Origin of the sequence: Coleofasciculus sp., from assembly GCF_046565525.1 — a bacterium.
In the GTDB taxonomy this organism is placed as follows: Bacteria; Cyanobacteriota; Cyanobacteriia; order Cyanobacteriales; family Coleofasciculaceae; genus Coleofasciculus.
In genome coordinates, this window is the sequence record NZ_JBKHUP010000091.1 from 1 (window position 1) to 19265 (window position 19265).

Here is a 19265-nt window from a genome sequence, read left to right on the forward strand (position 1 = left end):
ATAGTAAGCGCAAAGCCTTAAATATCCAAGGCTAAGTGGTTTACTGTTAAGCCGTTGTTTGGTTAAATTACTTTCAATATTATGCGTACCCATTATTGTACGTACTCCAAAACGGCGAACAACCGGAGGGTATAGTCCCCAAAGTCCATGATCAAACCAAACTACATTAGGTTTATGCTTTTGACATACAGTCTCCAAACATTTAACCAATGCTGAATTTAAAAATAATGAATAGTAACTACCAGTACCTAAGTTCATTGGTAGTTTAGGATTTTTGGGTAAACCGTACCAAGCAGAGATTTTATAGCTCAGTTCACAATCTACAGCAGGTCTAGGTGCAAGGATAACCACATTGAAATTATTGGTTAGGCTTTCAATTAAGTTGTGGCAACGAATGTGTTCTCCACCATTTGGTGGATAAGGATGGCATTGAGTAACAAATAATACTGTCAAATTCATCTGTGACAAAAAATATTTATCTTTATATGCAAGTTTTATATATTTCAATAATCTGGTCAATTTTCGACTTCCAGTCGAATTTCAGTTGAACGAGTTCCTGTCCAGAACGTCCCATTTGTTTTCGTAGGTCAGGATTTCGAGCTAGTTTCAGCATTCCTTCTTTTAATCCATTCACAAATGCTTCCTTCGATGAAGGTTCAATCAAGATACCACAGGTTGAATCAAGGTAGTCCGTTGGCCCTCCCCAATTTGTTGCAATTACTGGTATACCCATTGCCATGGCTTCCAAAACTACCGCTCCACCGGATTCGTATAGACTTGGCAAAACCATTACGTCTGCTTGCTGTAGCTTACATGCACACTGCTTCTGAGACAGCCAACCCGTAAACACAACGTTGCCGTTTAAGCCTAAACGCTCTGCCTGAAATTCCAGTTTTGACCGAAGTTTGCCATCGCCAATGATTTCTAGGGTGGCATTTGTTTCAGCAATAACCCTATGGAACGCTTCTAACAACAAGTCAACACCTTTCCAGTCTACCAGTCGTCCTACGTAGACAAAAGAGACAATATGGTTTGGCTTTTCAGCTACTTTAGTGGATGATTGCCACACTGATAAGTCTACTCCATTATCCACAAGTTCTATAACTCTGCCTTGCACAGCTTTGGGTAGTGCTTGCTTGGTTCGCTCATTAGCAACTAGCAGTACCTGCGCCTTTAATTTGCCAGGTAGGATACGATGAATGACATTAGAAAAAAAGCGACCTATTGTCACTGTCTGTTCTACAAAAAAACCTTGGCAATAATACCGAAAACTAGGTGGAAATGTCATCCCGCCATTCATGGGTCCAATGATGACTGGTACTCCAAGGTTAAACATGAGAGAAGGATACTTTGGTGCAAGTTGGATTGGTTGATGAACAACATCGATTTCATGTTCAATAACTAGTTTTTGGATAATAGGACGTTGGAGCATTTGTGTATACATTTGACTAAGTAATCCCAGAGTTACTTCTCCAAATTTTCTTGGTAAAAGTTGCTGATTCCTCCATAACAACCGATGTAAAAAAGTACCTTTTACGAAAAATATTCGCTCAAAATCCTCTGGAAACAGCTTTTGCAGTTCAGCTTTAGTACGATCATGAACCACTAACCATACCTCAATGTTACGTGAACGAAGTTCACGAAAGTAGTGCAGAGGATTATGGGCTTCACCCCCAAATAGGGTAGAGGCATGTTCAGCAACAATTATAACTTTCATTTTTACCTTTTTTCTCCAAAATATAAATATAAACAATTAATCTAATTTCTGATGATTGTATCTTGTCTGATGCAAAATATCTTCCCGAAGCCATCGCAGTAATTTTACTAACAAGCTTATGCGTTTTAACTGTCTTATTATTTTTTTTGTAGGTTTTGTTTCCTCTTTAAAAATTTTATAGGAGCGATGGCAAGCTGAACCTTTTGGAATGTCAAACTTTTTGCGAATTTGTTCCATAGCTTTTAGAGCTTCATTTAAGTTAAATTCTTCATAATCAATTTGCCAAACCCATGTTCGATCATTGCCAATGTGAAAGGTTAAAAATAAATTACGATACCAATGGAAATTAAATCCAGAAATAGCATCTAGGTTAGCTAATAGTAACTGGTCAAAATGCCTAACAGCAATAGTAATATTGCCTAAGTTCATATTTTTAACATAACGGCGTGGAAAGATAAAACAATCGCAGCCAGGATGGGGGTGGCTGTTCGCTGCGTACATCAATGATAGTTCTTGTTCAATGTTTTTAATATTTTTAAATTGACTACTAACATTGCGACGGGTAATTGTGCAAGCAAAATTATTATCGTCTGACTGTTCTATAATATTTTTAATGTCCAGATAAAAATGAGGTTGTAGTGAAATGTCAATATTTGAAAAAATTAAGTAATCGCCTTTTCCTTCTAGGGCTGCTATATCTAGTATGTCTTTTAAAAGAGGAAGTCGTCGCACTGGATTAAGTATCTGAAAATCTTGTACACTGCGACATAATTTTGGTATTGGTATAGCTGGAGGCTCAACAATGGGTTCATCTTCTGGGTAAACTACCGCTATAATTTCCACACCAATATTGTGTGCATTTGACTCGATTAAAGCTCTACGCATACTTGCAAAAGTAACCTTTTGAGCTAAGCCGTATTCAGAATTACCTTGTGGTGTGAAAGGATTAATGCAATGGCTGAAAAGTAGATTACTCATAGAATTTGTACTCTCTTTCAATCTTCATGAGTGAGTTAATTTAGTATCGGGAATAACGGCATCATCAGGGATTTTCATGTTTTCATTTTACCAGTCGCAACCCATCTGCGATCGCACCTCCCCATCACCTCACCTCCTAGACAAAATCGGCTCATAACTGTGAATCGTCACCAGCCGATAATCCCGTTCAGGGAAACCAAAGCGCACCACCTCAAACGTAGAACTAAACTCTGCTAGACCATAAGGCAACATCGCCTGATAATGATGGTCTAATCTACCCTGCTGCTGTAGCATCCGTTTCACATAAGCCAGCGCATCTTCTTCCCAGTAATCCTTCATATTCAATTGAGTCGCAAACTCAGCCGATCGCTGAAGCATCTGAGTCAGAGGGCGATTCACCCAATCCTGACTATCCGTTTCCAGATTAACCAAAGACATCGGCTTCTCCGAAAGCCTCATCCTCTCCAAAATTCGCAGCGATTGCACATCAAACCCCACACCGGGTCCGAACACAATATTAGACACTTCGGGACTCGGCGGCTTCTCTCCCCCCGAATGAGCAAAACTACTCAAAATCTTATAAGGTCTTCCCCCATCACCAGGGAAAAATATCTCCGTGGCTTCCTTACGAAACTGTACCGCCCATTGCGCCAACTCCTTCTGAGAACGCCTGAGTGCGATCGCTACCAGTTCGCTGGGAGCAAAAACCTGCACCGCGTTACCCGTAAACGCAATTTGACATCCTGACAAAAATAACTCATCCATTTTTCCGTCCCTGTCCGTTACCTGCACCCTTGAAATCCCGGGTTCTAATTTCCAATAACTGAGCCGTATCCAAGTCCAGGACTCGACCCAGTGCAATCAAATCATCATCCGTCGGGCGTTCCCCTTTTGCGATCGCCTCTATTCGTTCAACTGGTAATCGCGCCTCATCAGCCAATTCCTCAAAATCCCAGGCTTTAACCAGTGAAGCCATCGTCGGTAACTCCAGCCCAGACTGCGGATATTTCCCCCTCGCCCTCAACCCTTCCTCAATCAATATCCGCACCATAGACGAAAGCGATCGCCGATCCTCATCCGCCAATTGCTGAATGATACCTCGGAGTCCATTAATATCAACATTCAATCGATCCCGACGGCTTGGCACAATTCGCTCCACCTGAATAGTCAACACCTCGACTTCGCTCGGTGTTGACCCTGAGCGAAGTCGAAGGGTCAACAGTCAGTTTAGCCCAGTTTTTGCTCATCTGGGGGACAAGTAGAGAATTGTTAACCATTGTGGGTAACAGTGGTGACAAGTGTGTTATTTTAACTCTTGCGGGGAGCATTAATCATGTCTCTACCGCCTGAATCCACACGCCGATCTGGGGTGAGCCACCACTCCAGATCGACTTCCACTCCCATGAAATAGCCATAGGAGGGCAACTTTATGATGTCACAAGCTATCCCCGAACACAGGGGAGGGGGACGCACGTCTGTCCCTTTGTCTCCCGTTCCCCAAATTGCAATAGATTCCAATAAACCTTGGGCGATCGTTCACAGTCCGCCCGGACAAAAGCCGAGAATTACCCAGGCTTACGTTAACCGCCAGGACGCCGAGGACTCCCTGCGATTCCTCAAACGCTACGTCCAAAACCCCCAAAACTTTGCCATCGCGTTTCTGGGGGATGAACAATGATCAACAGCTTCATCAACCTGTCACAGGTCACAATCAACCCAAACTCAATCTCCTACATCGACTGGGATAGTACACATACGCGAGAAGGAGAACCCGTTAAATCTATCTGGGTTTACTTCATCGTCAAAACCGAAGACTACCCAGACGCCATACGCTTTGACTATCACAGCCAAGATGGTCAAATCTTGCGTGACTTCTTCGGACGAGTTGAGGGGGTTTAAATGATGGCATTTCAAATCCCATCGCCTCACTTTCCCACACCAGACGAAGCATCAATTGATGTTGAGATAGTTGAGGGTGAGGGCGATGAACAAACCGCGACCCCCACCGATGAAACCCCCCAGGTAGAGGACGGTACGGGCTTGGTTACCAAGCCCCTACGAGACATCATCCCAGAAACCCCAGAAGACGAAAAATCCGGCTTTAAACGACTTCGCGACTGGGAATATGAACTCTACCGCGTCCCCTTGGATCGCTCCCTCTACCTAACCCGTGAGAAAGCCTCCAAAAACCTGTTCAAAATCTCAGCATCCCGCCTGGGTCAACACCTAAAAGAGTTACAAAACTTCATTGACCCAGAAGGATACTACATCGACGAACAGGGACTCACCCCCGAAGCGATCGCAGAACTCCGGATCAAACTGCGGTACACATCGCGGCTAACCTTCCCCAACCCAGACTGGAGTCAATATCAGCGGGGAGACTTAAAGAAACTGGGAATCGAAAACCCCGATTACTCCCTGCGCTTCCAATACTGGGACGAATACGCTTCGCGATCCAGGTCCTATCACCACTGGCTCGAAACCCATTCCAGTTTAGACGACAAAAGAGTCTACCAAGGAGAAATCTACGACTGGGGAGAATCCAACCGAGAGGAACGGGAATCTGATTTACGCTCAGACATCGAACTCGCCCACAGGGATATTTTTTCCTCAGTAGACTCATACCTGGACTTACTTCGAGACAAACTCAAAAGCCACGCCAGGGAGCGAGGGCTGGAGATTCGGCGCGAGATTGATGAAGAGTTAGCCGCGATTATCACAAATCCAGAAGACGACACAGATAACGAATTAGAGGAACTATGAAAACCTTACCCACAGATCAACGGATTACCCGCTTTGACACCCAAGACGGGACAACCATCAGCCTTGACCCCAAACTGTTAATAGTGCCATCTGATCCAGTCGTCGCCATTGATAATGGGAGTCTCTGGCAAAAAATTGCATTACTAGGGGAACTCGCCGGGAATCCCGCTTTGGCAATTCAGCGATCGCTCAATTACTTGGCAGAATTACCCCGTGGAAAATCCCGCGTTAAACCGTCGCGCCAATCAGCCGTCAAGGGGAATGTAGAAATAACCTATCGGGGAAAGACTTACACCAGCGATCGCAAAGGTGCCAGCCTTAACGCCCAATCTGGACTCCATGGAGACAAAACCGACAATCTGAAGCTGCGAGTTATTCTAGCACTCGAACAACTGGGATTAGGTAACGGTGAGGACATCCATCTCAGCCTGAGTTTATTCTTCACCCCCGGTAACTTCAAGGCACAGGAGTCAGCCGCCAAGAAAGCTCTGAGTCAATCCCTCACTTGGTCTACTCCGCAAGGTCGCAAAAGCGCAACCATCAAAACATTACAGGTAACCCCCGAAGGATATCATCTGGGTTGTTATCGTCAGCTTGCGATCGCTGAATCCAAACCCAATGATTCCTGGCAAGCTTGCTACGATATCGGCTATCGGACGCTGTTGTGTGACTTCATTGACCCCGATGGATTCTTTGACGATAACCGCAGTCAGTCCTTTGATGGGAAGGGGACATCCTTATATTATGAATGGGTCGCAGAGGAAGCCGGGATTGATGACCCAGAAGACCCCCAGTTTATCACCGCTGTAAATAATGGGGAGGAATATTATCAGCCCCAGGGCGAACCCGAACCCATCCCCATCGCCGATGCAATCGATACCGCCCATGAATGGTATCTGGGGGAAATCTCAGAACTGATCACCGACTGCACCCCCCCAGAAATCGAAACCTCAATCGTTGGGGGTGGGGGAGCCTTCCGATTTGGACGAGATTTAATCCCCACACTGCGAGGGAGCGATCGTTATGTTGTCGAACATCCCGATCTGGCGAACGTTATCGCCCAAACAATTACTTTAGCCCAGGAACTCTAACCCCCGACGCTCCGGGGATGTAAGTTATTAGCCTCCCATCTGTGGAGGCTTCCTTATATGGACATTAAACCGTTTAAGAAGTTTGTCTCTAGAAAAAATCAAGAGACACAACCCAGCCGCAGAGCATTACTTCAGCACTTGCGATCGATAAGGCGGGAAGTGCGATGGATAAAACTTCAGCGCTTCGCATTACTCATCCTAGCGATTAGCTTGCTTTTACTCACCTGGCATCTACTAACCAATGACACAAGCAACACAAACCCTAAGCACCAACCAGCTACAGAGGGAAATCCGGAAGCTGGAGCAGGAACTAGCAACCCTCAAGAGAACGAACCTCTGGAAAATTGACCGTCGAGTTAGTCAGTTATTACGAGCGATCGATGATTCTCCTAAATCTCTAGAAAAATCCAAACTGAGGGGGCAGTTATTAGCGATCGCAGCCACTGCATTAATCAGTTTCAACCTAGCACACAGTCAGGATTACAGCCCCAATTTTGACTGGTTTAAACCTAATTTAGAACAGGTTCAGGAGACGGCGACTCAACCGGAAGTTAAGCCGGAATCCGATTTGGCTAAACCTGTAGAGACGTTGCATGCAACGTCTCTACACCTAACCCCATTTGCCCAAAAAATCAAACAAGTCGCCGCTAATATCAACGCTGACCCCATCGACTTAGCCACACTGATTAGTTTTGAGACTGCTGGAACATTTAGCCCCAGTATCAGAGGTCCCATCGTCAAAGATAGGGGACGCGCCGTCGGGCTTATTCAATTTATGCCCGAAACCTCGCGGGAACTCTTAACCACATCAGAAGCCTTAGCCCAAATGAGCCAGGTTGAGCAGATGGATTATGTTGAGCGATACTTGGTAAAGCGCGGGTTTAAGGGTGGTGGACTTAAACAGCTTTACTCTACAGTATTTGCTGGACATCCCAACGCCAGGGGTTCCATCAGTGACGGCTATCATACCTTAGATAGCGCCGTTGAGCGGATGAATCGGGAGCATCGAGGGAGAGCGATCGCACTCCTCTCCGGAAAGTCTCTAGAAAAAACACCGGACCAGATCAACAAGTCTCATATTTATAAATGGGCGCCGGAGTTTCAAAAGAACCCGAAGCAGGAAGACATAATTGCAGGCTATAAAGTCTCATCGCCGCGTGGGTGGAGGATTCACCCCATTTCAGGAAAACGCCAATATCACCAGGGGGTTGATTTAGCCACGCCAGCGGGAACGGTTCTGTATGCGATCGCTGATGGTTGGGTTGAGTGTAGCCGAGGGGGTGCGGCTGGCTTGTACGCTACGTTTACCTCCGAAGAATTCCCCACACTCCAGTTTAAACTGCTGCACTTGTCCCGGTGTCTGGTGGAGCCAGGTCAAAAAACTAAAGTCTCTAGAAAAAAAGTCATTGCTCACACTGGGAACAGTGGCGGCTCAACCGGTCCACATTTGGATTTACGGATTAAATCATCCAGTTCTGGGAATTGGCTACGGGTTAGAAGTGGCTGGCTGCAATGGTTTCTGACGGGGGAGCAACCATGAAGGAACTGGAGATTAAAGACTGGCGCGGGAAAACGTGGCGGGTGCAGTTTGAGAAGCACTTGGCAGATGGGGAATGGGCGATTGACTGGAAGGTGTTAAGTCCAGACGGTTCTGTTAGGTCGGAGATTGAGAGCGATCGGGAATTACCCCGCCGTTGTCTAAATCAGTTTCGCCAGCTTGATGATTACTGGTTGGTCTGGGAATTTAAGTGGTGGGTGAATCATTATACCAACACGCTTGACTTGAAGAAGCTGAGGACGAGGAGGTGCGATCGGGATTAGTTATAGAGACTTATTCTGGAGCCTTCTGCCTTTTTAGGGGAATGCCGATTCCCCCTTTATAAAGGTTAACATTTGAGCGGTTGGAAAAAGCTATAAATTTTGATTATCTTTCCCACGAAATCTCGTGGTTCTAGGAGTACGGCTATTTTAAGTTTTGTAAAATAATTGTGGCTAGTTTTCCTTACTTTTAGCTATCTACAGCTCTGTCCACTGTATGATAGCCTTTTCTGGCTTAATGACATATAAATTAACATTTAAAGCTGGGGCGATGACCTTGAGAAAAAGCGCGACTAGCTTAACCGACACTGAAATAGATAAATTTGTCACTGCTGTTACCACTTTAAAAAACACACCGACTACAGACCGTAATGGCAACCCCACTAACCTTTACGATCAGTTTGTAGCAATCCATCCAGCAGTAACAAGATTGCAGGGATTTGCTAGCGTTGATGGTGGGCATCGAAATGCCGCATTTTTACCGTGGCATCGTGAATACTTACATCGATTTGAACAGGCTTTACAGATGGTCGATCCAGATGTATTGATACCCTACTGGGACTGGACAGATCATGTTGGTTCAGAGTTTGTTCTTTTTCAAGACAATTTTATCGGACCTAATGGGGGCTTGGGAGGAATTGGAGGAGGAGCTGTTGAATCGGGTCATTTTTCTTTAGCTGAGGGGGGTTGGAGGGTAGATGATGACTTAAATCCCTTATCGCCTAGCGGTGCACTTGTACGCAATTTAGGCGAATTTAGTGATCTAGCAACTCAAAGTGATGTAAATTCTGCTCTGAACCAGTCTTCATACGATTTATTTCGACCAGCTCTTGAAGCTGGTAATAAGCTACATAACTTTGGTCATGTTTGGACTGGTGGAAATATGGGTAATTTCTTCTCTCCAAACGATCCATTATTCTGGCTACACCACGCTAATGTAGATCGCCTTTGGGCTGAATGGCAGGCTAATGGACATCAAGGTAGCAATTTTTATCCAGCTAGCGGTCAACCTAATGGACACAATCTTAATGACCCTATGTGGCCGTGGGACGGTGGTTCATCTTCTACTCTCTTCAGCAGTGTTGAACACCTACTGCCAACCTTCGAGCCAACCGATATTGTCACACCTATCGATGTTCTTGATATCGCGTCGATAGGCTATAGCTACCTCGTTGAACCAGCCATCCAAGGAACTTCTGACGTAACATTCTCAGACCCGCCGAGGGTAACATCTGCTGATTCAGAGTACGAGATTACTGGCAATAGCATTAGTTGGGGAACACCTCTTCTTGGTAACTCCAATGGTGCTCGTAGCAGTTTGTCGATTACAGAAGGCAGTTTCTCAACTCGTTTAAATACACCTTTTGAAATTGGAGAAATAACTTTTTTCAATGGCACTATTGTGACTGATACGGGACTAGATGGTGTAGATTTATTGCTAGACATGACTATTGATATTCCAGAATTAGGGATTGATGACTTTCCGATAATGGCTCAGCGCAATATCTTCATCAATGACACTCCCAATATCGGCACTCCTGAGCAGAATGCAGATTTCCTGACTATCGAAACAGATACTAGCCCGGGTCAGGAGAATAGTTTGGGTAATTTTAAAAATAGCTTTCATATTTTTGAAGGAGCTGAAGAAACAGCCAGTTTAATTGGCAGAATTACCCAGTCAGACGTAGGACTTGCTCCGTTTAGCCCCTTCAGTATCAACCAAGAAGCGCTGCTAGATGGTTTAACTCTGCAATCTCCACAGCAAAGATTCAAATTTGAGCTACTAGGTTTCGGTAAAGTAAAAGGTGATGGAGGATTCCTAACTACCACTAGTGTCCCCGAACCCACTTCCACGTTAAGTGTATTAGCCTTTGGTGCTTTAGGTGCAAGTTCAGCACTGAAGCGTAAACAGAAGCAGAAATCCAAGTAACGTTGACACAAATTCAACGAGCAGAGGCAGTGAATACCCTCGGTGCTAGTCCTGTTCGGTTGGCTAATGCTGCTCGAAAGGGTTAGAAAATGTCTAAGTCCCATTCGGCATTAGTGTTTCAGTTCTAGGGGATGGGTCTGCTGACTTGTAAAACTGATCTGTTATTCCTTGCTGGGAAAATATTACAGGCGATCGCTTCAATATTTCACCCCTCATCTTCATCTGAAAACAGCGCCTCTAAATCTCGATAGCCACTAACAACCCGCAAAATCTCAATCCCATCCTCAATTGGGTGATAAAAAATTAAGTAATCATCAACAGGAAAGCTTCGCAACGAAGGTAAAAGCTCATCCCGCCTCCGCCCCATGTTAGGAAAACTAGCCAACGTCCGACACTTTTGATTAATCTTCTTAAGTAAGCGCTCCGCTGCACCCAAACTACTCTTATCAGCAACATAGTCGATAATACTTTCAATATCTCGACTAGCCGGAACAGTAAATCGACAAATATTACTCATTCACCCGCTTGAGAACGACGTAAAAGCAGCTTCTGTTCAAGCTGGCTAAAAACCGTTTCACCATCAACCACCTCTCCCCGTTTCGACGCTTCAACTCCAACCATAATTTCCCCCCTCAACTCCTCAAAGCGCCCCTTATAAATACGTTCCCGTTCAGCAAACGCCCTAAGTGCAGCCAGGATAACCTCCTGGGGTGATTTGTATTTCCCGCCCTCTACTTGGTGTTGAAGAAACTGCTCAAGTTCTGGAGTTAAAGACACATTCATCAACATTTTCCCTATATCGTGTTAATCGTATTCCTATTCTAGTTCTAGAACATTTAACCCCAAACGTTGCACCGCCTTCCACTTCGCCTGTTCCCCCCGATGGTCATACTTCGCGGTGGTGACTCTTAAAGATAGCGATCGCTCCCATTTCAGGATACTGTAAGGATTCACGCATCTGTGCTGGGTGTAACAATGTACGTCAATTCAACATAATATGCCGCAATGTTGAATAAATCCAACTCCACTCTGACGAATTCTGAACTGGTGGAACTCTGGCTGCATGGGAAGTCCCCCAATACCAAGGATGGCTATCAACGTTATGCCATGAGTTTTTTGGCTCACCTGGGGAATAAACCTCTGGCTGAGGTGACTTTGATGGAATTCCAACTGTGGCAAATGAGTCTGGTTAGTGCTGATAATTCCCAACGAGTCGCTGTCGCGGCGATAAAATCTCTGTTTAGTTTTGCTCACCAATTGGGGGTTATACCCGCTAACTTAGGAATATTGGTGAAGTCTCCCCAGGCGAAAAATAGATTGGCAGAAAGGATACTGACACAAGAGGAAGTTAAAGGGATGATTCGGGCGGCTCCTTCTCCCAGGAATCGGGCGATTATTCGGCTGTTGTATTCCGGGGGGTTGCGAGTTAGTGAATTGTGTGGTTTAAAGTGGCGTGACCTTAAATGTCGTGAGCCGGGGGGTCAGATAACTGTTTTTGGTAAGGGTGAGAAAACAAGGGTTGTGCTGTTAAGTCCTGGGGTTTGGGATGAGGTTTATCAGTTGAAAGGAACAGAAGAGCGTGATGACCCGGTGTTTGTTTCTCGGAAAGGGGGTCATTTGTGCCGTTCTATGGTTTTTCATATCGTGAAGGATGCGGCTAAAAGAGCTGGGTTAGAGGTTAATGTTTCTCCCCATTGGTTGCGACATTCCCACGCTAGTCATAGTTTGGATAATGGTGCGCCAATACATTTAGTACAGAAGACTCTGGGACATAGTACCGTGGCGATTACGGAGAAGTATTTACACGCTAAACCGACTGATAGTAGCAGTTTGTATTTACCGGATTGAAGTTTTTTCCTTTCCCGATCCACCTCATCGACCGACTCAGCCAGAAGCTTGTGGCTTAAGGCATCTGGCTTTTAAGGTAGCTTTCCATCAATAAGTCTATAGGTTTGTTAGAAGCCAAGGGAGTCGTTGTCGAACCGATTAGAATTGATGAATTCACAGAGAAAAGGTATACTTTCTTTCAAGATCCCGATGGATTACCTCCACAAGCTATATGAAGATTGAGAAACTGGAATCAGAACCAAGCGTGATTCTATGCCCAAAGTCCCTGAGTGCGATCGCTCTCTGTTCCTCTTCTGGTTACTCCCACAATTTTTGTGATTTTTGAGGGAGTACAGGCGGATCAGGAGTTTACGTCAGTAGTTTTTCCGCTTTTGGCTTCTCTTCTTTTTCTTCTGGAGGGGGGTCCGCTCTTTGAGCGGCTGCGTTGTCAGTTAAACGGTGGCGACCTTACGCGACCGGGTGCTTTGCTCGTACTCAGTCGCACGCAGAGCCTACCCAGCCCTAGCTCCCCGTCCCCCTCCTACCGTCGGTGTTCGGAGGGCGTCGCCTAGGCGTGCGGTCGCCGTGGGTCGTTCGTTCCTCGCGCCCCAGGCTCCTCGCACTTCCTACGGCTCCTAGCTGGGAAAAGCTGGCTTCCGGCTCCCTCGTCCCGCGTCGCCCCCTACCCCGGCGCGGCTGCGGATCTCGGCACCAGCACCCGCCACTCTTCCTTGATGCTTCGTTGTCGCGTGAACAGTGGCGGGGCTGGCACTAAAACGAGCGAGATCCTTGCCGCGCCAGTTTGATTGAGCGGTGGGGCAACCTTTCCATTGAGTCGTGGTTGAGACAGGTGCAGATTTTCTCTTGACTTAGGTGCGATCGCCTGCTGCTGTGGTCACGCCAGGATTTTTCTCTTGACTTAGAGCGCGATCGCCTGCTGTGGTGGTCACGCCAGGATTTTTCTCTTGACTTAGGGAGCGATCGCCTGCTGCTGTGGTCATGCCAGGATTTTTCTCTTGACTTAGAGTGCGATCGCCTGCTGCTGTGGTGGTCACGCCAGCGGGAGATTTTTCTCTTGACTTAGGCGCGATCGCGTGAGCAGATGTAGTAGAGTAGGGGGCGGCGAAGCCGCCCCTACTCTCTTACTACCTGTGTCTTACCACCAGCGTCGAGGCTTACCGATTACCATTACCTCGGAGGGGTTGACGCGGATTAAGTGGTTGCCGCGAGTTGTTACGGTTAGGTCGCAGATGGTGTACTCTCCTGGGCGCTTAGCTCGGTAGTAGAACCGATTGCTTACCCGCCCAGTTTTCCCGGCTTCTGAGTGCGGCGGGAGAATTTCCACGCGGGAGTCATAGGGGGGAAGATTTTGGGGAATGTCTATGCAGAGTTGGATTCCTTGCATTTTTCTCTTCGACTTTTTGAGAGGTGAACATGAGAGGAGAGGGGCGGCGGTGAGTGCCGCCCTGGTGGTGAGAGTTAGAGGCGTTTTCCTTCCCTTGGACAGTCACCAACTGTGATCTCTCGCATTCGTCGCTCTCGGTCTTCCTTCTTCCGGCGCTGTGACTCAGCCTTGAACTCAGCGATGCTTGAGGCGTGTCCCCGGTGTATCGCAGCGACCAGGTGGTGGCACATCGCCTGCCCATCAAAGAATCGTGATTGTTGCAGAAGCTTGAAGCAGTAGGGGAGTTCGCGGCGGATGCGATTACCGAAGCACCGGAACAGCATACAGTCACACAAGCCGCCCAGGTTAGAAAGCTCGACTCGGTAATTCTTCCCCGTCGCCCCTTGGCTGGAGGTCACGCGCCAGACTTCTGCGTAACGTCCCCGGCGCATTAGGAATGCCTGAACCTTGGATGCCTTGGAGATAGAACGGCACATGAAGTAGTCCAAGAATTCCCAAAAGCTGACGAATTCAGAAAATCCGCGATGCTTGTCAGTTTTGGGGATATGGACATAAGCGCAATGGGTATAGACATCTACTGTCATGTCAGGCGGTGCGGTGCAACGCCAAAGCTCACCCACATATTTATAAGAAAGAATTTCCCACGCTGCGATTTTAGAGAAAAGCTGGCTCTGAAGCTGGCTTGAGATGATGCTCATGATGTGTAGTTCCCGTAACTGAACTACTTTAATTATAGCACTGTATACGCTTGCTGCGTAAGCATTTTAGTGGTATACTTAATATAAAGTTACGGGATAAAAACCATGCATATCGCATTCACAGGCTCACGCCAAATCACCCCCGCCCAACGGGAGATCATCGAGCATCACCTGGCGGGAATCTGCGACAAAACCATCAGCTACCATGTCGGGGATGCTAACGGTGTGGACAGCGTAGTTCGTGATAAACTCCACAGTCAGAAGCTCACCGTGTACCGCGCCGAAGGTCATCAGCCCTGGCAGCTAGCCCAACGCAGTAAACGAATGGTGCAAGCGATCGCAAACTCAAACGCCAAACTAATCGCCTTCCCAAATAAGCCATGCCCTAAAGGAGTGAAGCCTCTTCAAAGCTTCTCAGGCAAAGGCTCCGGCACCTGGGGAACTGTGGCACTCGCGAAGTATCACGGACTAGCGATCGAAGTCGTCCCCCTGGTGGACGGGCTGACCCTCCCCGACTGGCTAACCCAGCCTGATAAGCAGCTCTCACTCTTCTAGAAAAGTGCCAGGGGCGGCTGCGCCGCCCCCGGCACTCTCCGGTCAACTGACGCGGAACGCAAAACACAACGATGCCACCGCCAACAATAAGGAAAAGGGTACAGGCAGAAACTCACCGCCACACCTGACCAACTCTCCCTCCGGATCTGAAAAAAAATTGCTCTTGCGTAATCCGCCCCATACTCAGAAATGCAGCACGACTAATAAATAAGAGCGAGTGTAAGTTAAGTAACTACCTCCACCCTTAACCCCTCCCCTGGCTAACTGGCGCGGGACGCAAAACTGATAAGCTCACCACCACCAACGAAACAGTAATGACTAACTGGCAAGATTGCGCCACCGTTCAATCAAACGGCGCGGCAAGGATCGACAGCGCCAGCCACGTCTGCATTAATCCCGGCGTAGGAATTAACATCATGGACGTGTGCAAGCCGAGATCCGCAGCCGCGCCGGGGTAGGGGGCGACGCGGGACGAGGGCAGACAGAGCCAGCCAGACCAGCTAGGAGCGCTAAGTCTCGGCGAGGAGTCTGGGTCGCTGACGAAGGAGGCACCCACGGCGACCGCCGAACTCAGCGACGCTCCCAGTGACCGCCGTGAGAAGGGCGCTGGGAAGCTAGGACTGGCTAGGCGATTGGCAACTGAGTACGAGCAAAGCACCCGGTCGCGTCAGAACATAACCGCTCACCTGACAACGCAGCCGAAGAGAGAGCGAACCCCCCAGAGAAGAAGAAAAAGAAAACCCCCCAGACCTGCAATGATTTCTTGCATCAGATGAGGAGAACGTTGGGGAATATCAGCCGCTCACCTTAGCAATCATCATATCGAGCGCTTGATTAATCTTTTTGTAGGTGGCTGACTGTCTGCCTAACTTGAATTTGCCAAGCACTTCCTTTTTTAGTTCCTCCCAGTCTGGCTCAGATTTTTCTAGAGACTTAGGCTGGGAACCGCCCTCAAATTTTTCTAGAGACTTAGGCTGGGAATCGCCCTCAGATTTTTCTAGAGACTTAGCTTTGGTGTCGCGATCGCTCTTTGACTTTTCTCGCTTTACTGGCTCGACGGGTTCCCTATTTAACGGTTTCCCATAGTAAGCTGCAACTATATGATCCCCCCACTCCTGCTTCGTCCATCCCTCGCTCTCAATGTGTTCTTTTACTTCGTCGTACCAGTCCAGAGGCATTTTCAGAGAAAAAACCTCCTGATTCCTAACAGAGCTTTGTGTGCCATCTCTACAGGCATCTGGCTCTGAGTTGCCTCGCTTTACTGGCTCGACGGGTTCCCCGTTTAACGGTTTCCCATAGTAAGCCGCCACCACATGATCCCCCCATTCCTGCTTCGTCCATCCCTCCTTCTCAATGTGTTCTTTTACTTCGTCGTACCAGTCCATAGGCATTTTCAGGGAAAAAACCTCCTGACTTCTGATGGGGGTTTGTGTGCCATTCATCCAGCCATTCCGTCTGGGATGGTTGCTAACTGTTCGATAGTATTTTGTCTTTGGCACGGATTTACCTCCTTGATAGTACATCTATTCTAGCACTGTAGATGCTTGACCTATTATTGTATACAGTGGTAAGCTGTGGGAGTACACACGATAAACCCTCCCTGCACGACCAAGCACTAGGAGGGCTATCGCCTATCAGAAGGCATTAACTATGATTGCAGCAATAAAGCAACAATCACAGCCAACAACTAAATGGTATCCGATGTTTGCCAACCTGGGAGACTATCGCGGCTGGGGGATTCAGATGGTTTTAATCCTAAACCAGGGCGATCGGTATCGGGTTGAGGTAACGAAGTTTCACACTTCCCTCGCAAGTTGTCTCCGATGTGTGGTTTACTTACGACCAAAAACCCCAAGCTTTAGCATACGCTCACGGGCTTATTGATTGGGATGAAAACTTCTCCCCACTCGGCAAGGTTGAAACCTACTTGCCTTCCCTTTTAAATAACTGACGATACCTGCTCCCCAACTGGGGAGCGAATACCATGACTCACCAAGAAATTTTAGACCTAATTGAAAAACTCGATCAGCCGTTTCCACCCGAAGACTATAAAGAACGACCCTTGCCAGGAGGCGATCGCTGGTTCTATGTTCCCTGGCAGAAATACCGGGAACGACTGGACGCCGTTTGCTTTACTGCAGGACTCCTACTCAAATTTTTCCTATCCAGGCGATCGTTGTGTGGTAATCTGCACGATTAAGATCGGCGGATACAAACGCCAGGGCGTGGGTAGTGTTCCCTTGGTGGAATATTCCACGTCGGGCAAGGAATGTAGTCGCGGGACGCCGGAAGAAAGAGCGATCGCAGACGCCTTTAAACACGCTTGCGAACAGTGGGGATTGTGCAGACATATTGATAACCAGCGATATCTTGCTCAGTATCTGCGTCAATATCACGACGGGCGACAATCGAGCTTATGCCCGGAAAAATCAGAATCAATACACAATGCCCCGCCCACAAAAACAGTCCCCAGGGCGAGGTAACGGGCTTTCTTTGCCGTGAGGAATGGATAAAACTACAGCGAAGTAATTAGGAGAAAGAATGGCTTGCGCCCGATACCCACCCAGATAGTACAAAATTTTTATTAGCGCTGTATACTATTTTCCTCCAATAATATACAATGCTAGTTTAAAATGGTTCAAAGGCTAAACCCTCCCCCAGCACGACCAAGCACCGGGAGGGTCAGCCTCTCACGATCGGTGGAAAACGAAGCCGATCTTTCCCTGTGTGACTGCACAAGCAAATCAGCTAGGCGTGTTTCCAAATTGAACGCGCTCCCCAGTCAGTTACGGGAATAGGGAACGCGCCTCGCAAACTGTCCAAATTAGAGTGAACTAATTATGATTCACGAGATTTTCAGTATAGGACAAACTTTTCATAGTAGTCCAACCCTGCCAAAAAATCTACACACGGGAGGATGGACTAATGGCTAATCCTCAAGCGTTAGCAAAACTCGAACAAACGGCAATCCACAAGGAAAGTTTTTATCGCCTCCGGGCAGAGGTTGGGCTAAGGATAGCCAATTTAAACTTATCAGCCACAGCCTTAAAGCTTTGGATTTACCTTTGTTCACTCTTCCCCTTTGGCGATCGCGAATCTCAAATGCCCACTCAGGGAGAACTGGCGCTGCGGTTAGGTGTAAGCCGTCGAACGATAATCCGGGCATCACTTGAATTGAAAGATGCTGCCCTCTGGGATTTTCGTGTTCAACGGTGGAAGGGCAAAAACCTAACGGGGTATTGCTCAACCCCTATCCCTAAACCCAATGATGCAGGTAGTGACACAAATGTCAGGGGGTGTGACATGGATGTCACAGGTAATGACACGGATGTCAGGGGGTGTGACATAGATGTCACAGGTAGTGACACGGATGGCACATCACACATATATAAGGATCGCGCGGGCGCGGAGACTATTAAGACTAAGAAGACTGATCAGACTTTCTCAGACGGCGAGAGAGAGAGAACAGTAAAAGAAGTAAAAGATCCGGAATCAGAAAAAGCCAAACAGGTAAAAGCACAACCTACTTGTTCTTTACCTAACCCTGCTCAAAAATCAGTTAATTCCGAGGAAAAATTTTCCGCCGCCGCCGCCGTCGTTTTTGAAATTCCAGCAGAAAAGAAACGCGGGTTCTATGACGCCCTCCGTCAATATGCGGCTGACTCTGGAGTAAGTCGCCCGTCGGCTTATGCCAAAGTAACCATGTCAAATTTAGAACAGACGGGAATGTGTTCGCTCTGGGATGATTTCGAGGCAGGGCTGGAATTGGGGACTAGCGATCGCCCCACCCATGAATGGCTCGACCCGAAATCGGGGAAGCCCTACCCGTTCCTAGTCCGGGCAGTAGAAGAAACGGTTCGGAATGACCCGCGATTTAACGATCCAGTAGCGGCGGCTACTCAGGCAGCAAAAATCATCAGCAATCCCAAACTCTGCCAGCCAATATGGGCGAGTGTGAAACGTGAACTCTTGCGGTATTCCAAGGAAGCCGAACGGATGCAACGGTTAGGAGTTCGGCACACGTACTTACCACCCCGATATTCCGATAAACCATTAGAGCCAGCATTGTCTGAGGTCAAGGACGCGATCGCTTCTATTACGCCTGGTGTAATAAAGTCAGGAGAAAAATCGGAGGCGACCCTGCCCCCGGCGGTTAAGAAGCGAGAAAAATCGGAAACACTCCCCGACCCATGGGAACAGAATCCACTTGAAGTGATTGAGCAAAGGGAGCGGAAAGCAGAGGAAGCCTTAGAAAAGGCTCGAAACGAGGCACAACGGCAGTTAAAAGCCAGCCAGATGGAGCAAACCTTAGAGCAGATTAAGGCAACTTTGCCCACAGACCAACAGAAGCGACAAGCTCAACTTCAAGGATGGATGAATGGGGAATATCCCTATCCAGCGATCGCTAAACGCCTCATTGAGGCTAATCAAAATTGGGGACTTTATCTCGACGGTACAAGAGTTTTAGAGGAGGAGTTTTAGG

Annotated in this window: 25 protein-coding genes and 1 pseudogene; 14 read left to right on the plus strand and 12 right to left on the minus strand. The window is 47.5% G+C overall.

Annotated elements, in window-relative coordinates:
- The 5 genes from ACLGGO_RS26630 to ACLGGO_RS26650 all read right to left on the minus strand — a co-directional run.
- Positions 1 to 507: hypothetical protein (locus ACLGGO_RS26630; protein ID WP_446421541.1), on the minus strand; the 507-nt coding region annotated here is incomplete at its 3' end.
- Positions 482 to 1717: a glycosyltransferase family 4 protein gene (locus ACLGGO_RS26635; RefSeq protein ID WP_446421542.1), complete on the minus strand. Its 1236-nt coding sequence runs from the start codon at positions 1715 to 1717 to the stop codon at positions 482 to 484. The genes ACLGGO_RS26630 and ACLGGO_RS26635, both read right to left, overlap by 26 nt.
- Before the next feature lie 36 nt (positions 1718 to 1753).
- On the minus strand, positions 1754 to 2695 hold the full coding sequence (locus ACLGGO_RS26640) for a hypothetical protein (RefSeq protein ID WP_446421543.1): 942 nt from the start codon (positions 2693 to 2695) through the stop codon (positions 1754 to 1756).
- Between the two features lie 129 nt (positions 2696 to 2824).
- Positions 2825 to 3460 (minus strand): hypothetical protein, encoded by a 636-nt coding sequence (locus ACLGGO_RS26645; protein ID WP_446416006.1) that lies wholly within the window; start codon positions 3458 to 3460, stop codon positions 2825 to 2827.
- On the minus strand, positions 3453 to 3914 hold the full coding sequence (locus tag ACLGGO_RS26650; protein WP_446421544.1) for a hypothetical protein: 462 nt from the start codon (positions 3912 to 3914) through the stop codon (positions 3453 to 3455). Before ACLGGO_RS26650 ends, ACLGGO_RS26645 begins: the two co-directional genes overlap by 8 nt.
- Positions 3915 to 4124: 210 nt before the next feature.
- Between ACLGGO_RS26650 and ACLGGO_RS26655 the strand changes: the two genes are divergently transcribed.
- The 7 genes from ACLGGO_RS26655 to ACLGGO_RS26685 all read left to right on the plus strand — a co-directional run bounded on the left by ACLGGO_RS26655 (position 4125) and on the right by ACLGGO_RS26685 (position 10297).
- Positions 4125 to 4373 (plus strand): hypothetical protein, encoded by a 249-nt coding sequence (locus ACLGGO_RS26655; RefSeq protein ID WP_446421545.1) that lies wholly within the window; start codon positions 4125 to 4127, stop codon positions 4371 to 4373.
- Positions 4370 to 4594, plus strand: coding sequence for a hypothetical protein (locus ACLGGO_RS26660; RefSeq protein WP_446421546.1), 225 nt, complete (start codon positions 4370 to 4372; stop codon positions 4592 to 4594). The genes ACLGGO_RS26655 and ACLGGO_RS26660 overlap by 4 nt, the downstream gene beginning before the upstream one ends.
- The gene (locus ACLGGO_RS26665) at positions 4595 to 5458 is read left to right on the plus strand and encodes a hypothetical protein (protein ID WP_446421547.1); all 864 of its coding nucleotides are present in this window, start codon (positions 4595 to 4597) and stop codon (positions 5456 to 5458) included.
- Entirely contained in the window at positions 5455 to 6549 is a 1095-nt protein-coding gene (locus ACLGGO_RS26670) for a hypothetical protein (protein WP_446421548.1), read from the plus strand. Before ACLGGO_RS26665 ends, ACLGGO_RS26670 begins: the two co-directional genes overlap by 4 nt.
- 241 nt (positions 6550 to 6790) lie before the next feature.
- The gene (locus tag ACLGGO_RS26675; RefSeq protein ID WP_446421549.1) at positions 6791 to 8089 is read left to right on the plus strand and encodes a peptidoglycan DD-metalloendopeptidase family protein; all 1299 of its coding nucleotides are present in this window, start codon (positions 6791 to 6793) and stop codon (positions 8087 to 8089) included.
- Positions 8086 to 8370: a hypothetical protein gene (locus ACLGGO_RS26680; RefSeq protein ID WP_446421550.1), complete on the plus strand. Its 285-nt coding sequence runs from the start codon at positions 8086 to 8088 to the stop codon at positions 8368 to 8370. The genes ACLGGO_RS26675 and ACLGGO_RS26680 overlap by 4 nt, the downstream gene beginning before the upstream one ends.
- Positions 8371 to 8605: 235 nt before the next feature.
- A complete protein-coding gene (locus ACLGGO_RS26685) occupies positions 8606 to 10297 on the plus strand; it encodes a tyrosinase family protein (protein WP_446421551.1) in 1692 nt (563 codons plus the stop codon).
- Positions 10298 to 10502: 205 nt separating this feature from the next.
- On the opposite strand, the gene ACLGGO_RS26690 is transcribed toward ACLGGO_RS26685, so the two are convergent.
- Genes ACLGGO_RS26690 through ACLGGO_RS26700 form a run of 3 tightly spaced genes read right to left on the minus strand, consistent with a single transcriptional unit; the run spans position 10503 to position 11251 of the window.
- A complete protein-coding gene (locus tag ACLGGO_RS26690) occupies positions 10503 to 10814 on the minus strand; it encodes a type II toxin-antitoxin system RelE/ParE family toxin (RefSeq protein WP_446421552.1) in 312 nt (103 codons plus the stop codon).
- Positions 10811 to 11080 carry a type II toxin-antitoxin system ParD family antitoxin gene (locus ACLGGO_RS26695; RefSeq protein ID WP_446421553.1) on the minus strand — a complete coding sequence of 90 codons (270 nt, stop codon included), beginning with the start codon at positions 11078 to 11080 and terminating at the stop codon, positions 10811 to 10813. The genes ACLGGO_RS26690 and ACLGGO_RS26695 overlap by 4 nt, the downstream gene beginning before the upstream one ends.
- Positions 11081 to 11113: 33 nt before the next feature.
- Positions 11114 to 11251, minus strand: a complete 138-nt coding sequence (locus tag ACLGGO_RS26700) for a hypothetical protein (RefSeq protein WP_446421554.1) — start codon at positions 11249 to 11251, stop codon at positions 11114 to 11116.
- Between the two features lie 51 nt (positions 11252 to 11302).
- Here ACLGGO_RS26700 and ACLGGO_RS26705 point away from each other — a divergent pair, with 51 nt between their 5' ends.
- Both ACLGGO_RS26705 and ACLGGO_RS26710 read left to right on the plus strand, forming a co-directional pair.
- Complete coding sequence (locus ACLGGO_RS26705; RefSeq protein WP_446421555.1) at positions 11303 to 12145, plus strand: tyrosine-type recombinase/integrase; 843 nt, start codon at positions 11303 to 11305, stop codon at positions 12143 to 12145.
- Positions 12138 to 12360, plus strand: a pseudogene (locus ACLGGO_RS26710) (VOC family protein); the annotation flags it as partial. The gene ACLGGO_RS26705 and the pseudogene ACLGGO_RS26710, both read left to right, overlap by 8 nt.
- Positions 12361 to 12993: 633 nt before the next feature.
- On the opposite strand, the gene ACLGGO_RS26715 reads toward ACLGGO_RS26710, so the two are convergent.
- From ACLGGO_RS26715 to ACLGGO_RS26725, 3 genes are all read right to left on the minus strand, one after another.
- Positions 12994 to 13179, minus strand: coding sequence for a hypothetical protein (locus ACLGGO_RS26715; RefSeq protein WP_446421556.1), 186 nt, complete (start codon positions 13177 to 13179; stop codon positions 12994 to 12996).
- 101 nt (positions 13180 to 13280) lie between these two features.
- Positions 13281 to 13529 (minus strand): hypothetical protein, encoded by a 249-nt coding sequence (locus ACLGGO_RS26720; protein ID WP_446421557.1) that lies wholly within the window; start codon positions 13527 to 13529, stop codon positions 13281 to 13283.
- A 74-nt stretch (positions 13530 to 13603) separates the two neighbouring features.
- Positions 13604 to 14227: a hypothetical protein gene (locus ACLGGO_RS26725; RefSeq protein WP_446421558.1), complete on the minus strand. Its 624-nt coding sequence runs from the start codon at positions 14225 to 14227 to the stop codon at positions 13604 to 13606.
- Between the two features lie 105 nt (positions 14228 to 14332).
- Here ACLGGO_RS26725 and ACLGGO_RS26730 point away from each other — a divergent pair, with 105 nt between their 5' ends.
- On the plus strand, positions 14333 to 14782 hold the full coding sequence (locus ACLGGO_RS26730; protein ID WP_446421559.1) for a hypothetical protein: 450 nt from the start codon (positions 14333 to 14335) through the stop codon (positions 14780 to 14782).
- Positions 14783 to 15576: 794 nt separating this feature from the next.
- On the opposite strand, the gene ACLGGO_RS26735 is transcribed toward ACLGGO_RS26730, so the two are convergent.
- Positions 15577 to 16281, minus strand: a complete 705-nt coding sequence (locus tag ACLGGO_RS26735) for a hypothetical protein (RefSeq protein ID WP_446421560.1) — start codon at positions 16279 to 16281, stop codon at positions 15577 to 15579.
- Between the two features lie 151 nt (positions 16282 to 16432).
- On the opposite strand from ACLGGO_RS26735, the gene ACLGGO_RS26740 reads away from it, so the two are divergent.
- The 4 genes from ACLGGO_RS26740 to ACLGGO_RS26755 all read left to right on the plus strand — a co-directional run bounded on the left by ACLGGO_RS26740 (position 16433) and on the right by ACLGGO_RS26755 (position 19264).
- Positions 16433 to 16666: a hypothetical protein gene (locus ACLGGO_RS26740; protein ID WP_446421561.1), complete on the plus strand. Its 234-nt coding sequence runs from the start codon at positions 16433 to 16435 to the stop codon at positions 16664 to 16666.
- Positions 16667 to 16766: 100 nt separating this feature from the next.
- On the plus strand, positions 16767 to 16982 hold the full coding sequence (locus ACLGGO_RS26745; protein WP_446421562.1) for a hypothetical protein: 216 nt from the start codon (positions 16767 to 16769) through the stop codon (positions 16980 to 16982).
- On the plus strand, positions 16963 to 17265 hold the full coding sequence (locus ACLGGO_RS26750; RefSeq protein WP_446421563.1) for a hypothetical protein: 303 nt from the start codon (positions 16963 to 16965) through the stop codon (positions 17263 to 17265). The genes ACLGGO_RS26745 and ACLGGO_RS26750 overlap by 20 nt, the downstream gene beginning before the upstream one ends.
- Positions 17266 to 17707: 442 nt before the next feature.
- Positions 17708 to 19264 carry a helix-turn-helix domain-containing protein gene (locus tag ACLGGO_RS26755; protein WP_446421564.1) on the plus strand — a complete coding sequence of 519 codons (1557 nt, stop codon included), beginning with the start codon at positions 17708 to 17710 and terminating at the stop codon, positions 19262 to 19264.
- Position 19265 lies beyond the last annotated feature (1 nt).

Bases quoted from the DNA above. Each gene is read 5' to 3' on its own strand.
- ACLGGO_RS26705 (WP_446421555.1), top strand. From the start codon at position 11,303: ATGTTGAATAAATCCAACTCCACTCTGACGAATTCTGAACTGGTGGAA.
- ACLGGO_RS26635 (WP_446421542.1), bottom strand. From the start codon at position 1,717: ATGAAAGTTATAATTGTTGCTGAACATGCCTCTACCCTATTTGGGGGT.
- ACLGGO_RS26645 (WP_446416006.1), bottom strand. From the start codon at position 3,460: ATGGATGAGTTATTTTTGTCAGGATGTCAAATTGCGTTTACGGGTAAC.
- ACLGGO_RS26740 (WP_446421561.1), top strand. From the start codon at position 16,433: ATGATTGCAGCAATAAAGCAACAATCACAGCCAACAACTAAATGGTAT.
- ACLGGO_RS26745 (WP_446421562.1), top strand. From the start codon at position 16,767: ATGACTCACCAAGAAATTTTAGACCTAATTGAAAAACTCGATCAGCCG.
- ACLGGO_RS26695 (WP_446421553.1), bottom strand. From the start codon at position 11,080: ATGAATGTGTCTTTAACTCCAGAACTTGAGCAGTTTCTTCAACACCAA.
- ACLGGO_RS26640 (WP_446421543.1), bottom strand. From the start codon at position 2,695: ATGAGTAATCTACTTTTCAGCCATTGCATTAATCCTTTCACACCACAA.
- ACLGGO_RS26660 (WP_446421546.1), top strand. From the start codon at position 4,370: ATGATCAACAGCTTCATCAACCTGTCACAGGTCACAATCAACCCAAAC.
- ACLGGO_RS26655 (WP_446421545.1), top strand. From the start codon at position 4,125: ATGATGTCACAAGCTATCCCCGAACACAGGGGAGGGGGACGCACGTCT.
- ACLGGO_RS26755 (WP_446421564.1), top strand. From the start codon at position 17,708: ATGGCTAATCCTCAAGCGTTAGCAAAACTCGAACAAACGGCAATCCAC.
- ACLGGO_RS26690 (WP_446421552.1), bottom strand. From the start codon at position 10,814: ATGAGTAATATTTGTCGATTTACTGTTCCGGCTAGTCGAGATATTGAA.
- ACLGGO_RS26665 (WP_446421547.1), top strand. From the start codon at position 4,595: ATGATGGCATTTCAAATCCCATCGCCTCACTTTCCCACACCAGACGAA.
- ACLGGO_RS26720 (WP_446421557.1), bottom strand. From the start codon at position 13,529: ATGCAAGGAATCCAACTCTGCATAGACATTCCCCAAAATCTTCCCCCC.
- ACLGGO_RS26675 (WP_446421549.1), top strand. From the start codon at position 6,791: ATGACACAAGCAACACAAACCCTAAGCACCAACCAGCTACAGAGGGAA.
- ACLGGO_RS26685 (WP_446421551.1), top strand. From the start codon at position 8,606: ATGACATATAAATTAACATTTAAAGCTGGGGCGATGACCTTGAGAAAA.
- ACLGGO_RS26680 (WP_446421550.1), top strand. From the start codon at position 8,086: ATGAAGGAACTGGAGATTAAAGACTGGCGCGGGAAAACGTGGCGGGTG.
- ACLGGO_RS26730 (WP_446421559.1), top strand. From the start codon at position 14,333: ATGCATATCGCATTCACAGGCTCACGCCAAATCACCCCCGCCCAACGG.
- ACLGGO_RS26670 (WP_446421548.1), top strand. From the start codon at position 5,455: ATGAAAACCTTACCCACAGATCAACGGATTACCCGCTTTGACACCCAA.
- ACLGGO_RS26725 (WP_446421558.1), bottom strand. From the start codon at position 14,227: ATGAGCATCATCTCAAGCCAGCTTCAGAGCCAGCTTTTCTCTAAAATC.